Source organism: Streptomyces sp. NPDC002130 (assembly GCF_040296465.1).
Lineage (GTDB): Bacteria > Actinomycetota > Actinomycetes > Streptomycetales > Streptomycetaceae > Streptomyces.
In genome coordinates this window covers 1-1096 of record NZ_JBEOXI010001183.1, presented here as the reverse complement: position 1 = coordinate 1096, position 1096 = coordinate 1, and the positions used below count along the sequence as shown (strand labels likewise).

General features: G+C 57.8%; 1 protein-coding gene. It reads right to left on the bottom strand.

The features are described from left to right. Nucleotides 1-200: 200 nt before the first annotated feature. Nucleotides 201-632, bottom strand: a complete 432-nt coding sequence (locus ABT116_RS49480; RefSeq protein ID WP_351648248.1) for an ATP-binding protein — start codon at nucleotides 630-632, stop codon at nucleotides 201-203. Nucleotides 633-1096 lie beyond the last annotated feature (464 nt).

The following is a 1096-nucleotide window of genomic DNA, read 5'->3' as shown; positions in this document are numbered from 1 at the left end:
GTGTGCCTCGCCACGACCGTCGAATCGTCTGGCGATGTGTTCGGCCAACGGTAGGCACCTGGTGATGAGTGCGGTGCGCACTCGTTCGTACTCGGGGCTGTGTGGCTCGAGGGTCCGCATTTCCTCGAAAACTGGTATGACGTCCCGATATTCGTCGGTGGACCGCCGACGCGGGCGTGACGGGCCGTCTGCGGAAGCGGTCACAGGCGCCCGCTGAGGGCCTTGGTGAACTTCATGGTCGTGATGTAGCCGACGCCGCCGAGGTTCTCTTCCTGATCGAGCGAAATCGAATCGGTGAGTTCGGTGAGGATGTGCCACCCGAACGAACGCTGACTGCTGTCCTCGTACTCCGTGGTCGTCGTGGACACGGACACGTGCAATTGCGGGGGCGTGAAGACGAACCGACACACCAGAACCGAATCAGGCGCAGCGCGAACGATCAGATGCGAACAGATTTCGTCCATGGCCAGTTTGATGTCGGCGATGGCGTCGAGGTCGAAGTTTTCCTGAATGGCAACGGTGGCGGCCAGTGCACGCAAAATCGACAGCTGATCGAGAGTCGCTTGAATCCTCAACTCCACGACGGGCTGAGTCTGATCTTGATCGGGCTCGAGTGCGCTGAGGTGTGCCATAAGTTCTCCGGATCGTCGTACCAGGGGTCCCCGTGAAGTCTGGTGCCGAGAACGATACCCATCCCGACCTTCACAGTGACCCCCGAACACGAAATTTGGTCGATGGTGGTGCCGGGGTAAACGACACAGTTCTGCTCACGACCGTTGGCGATCGCAACATCGGATTACCTCGCGGAACCGCAGACCAAACCACATTTTTGTTCGGAACACCGAAACGAATGGTCGCAACGCACTTGTGACGTCCGTCATGCTGGCGTACTGTTTCAAACCGAGGTTGAGCACACAGCCGATGAGGGATTTATCCGTATTTCTGGAGACCCGTTCATCGTGCGTCTCCTTCGGAGGTCCCTTCTCTTTTGCAGAGTGTAAACCGTTGCGGGATGGGAGAACCATGACTGTTGTTCCAGGATCATCTATTTCAGGCTTTACGAACGCGGCGAAGGGATCGGTAGACTACGGACCTC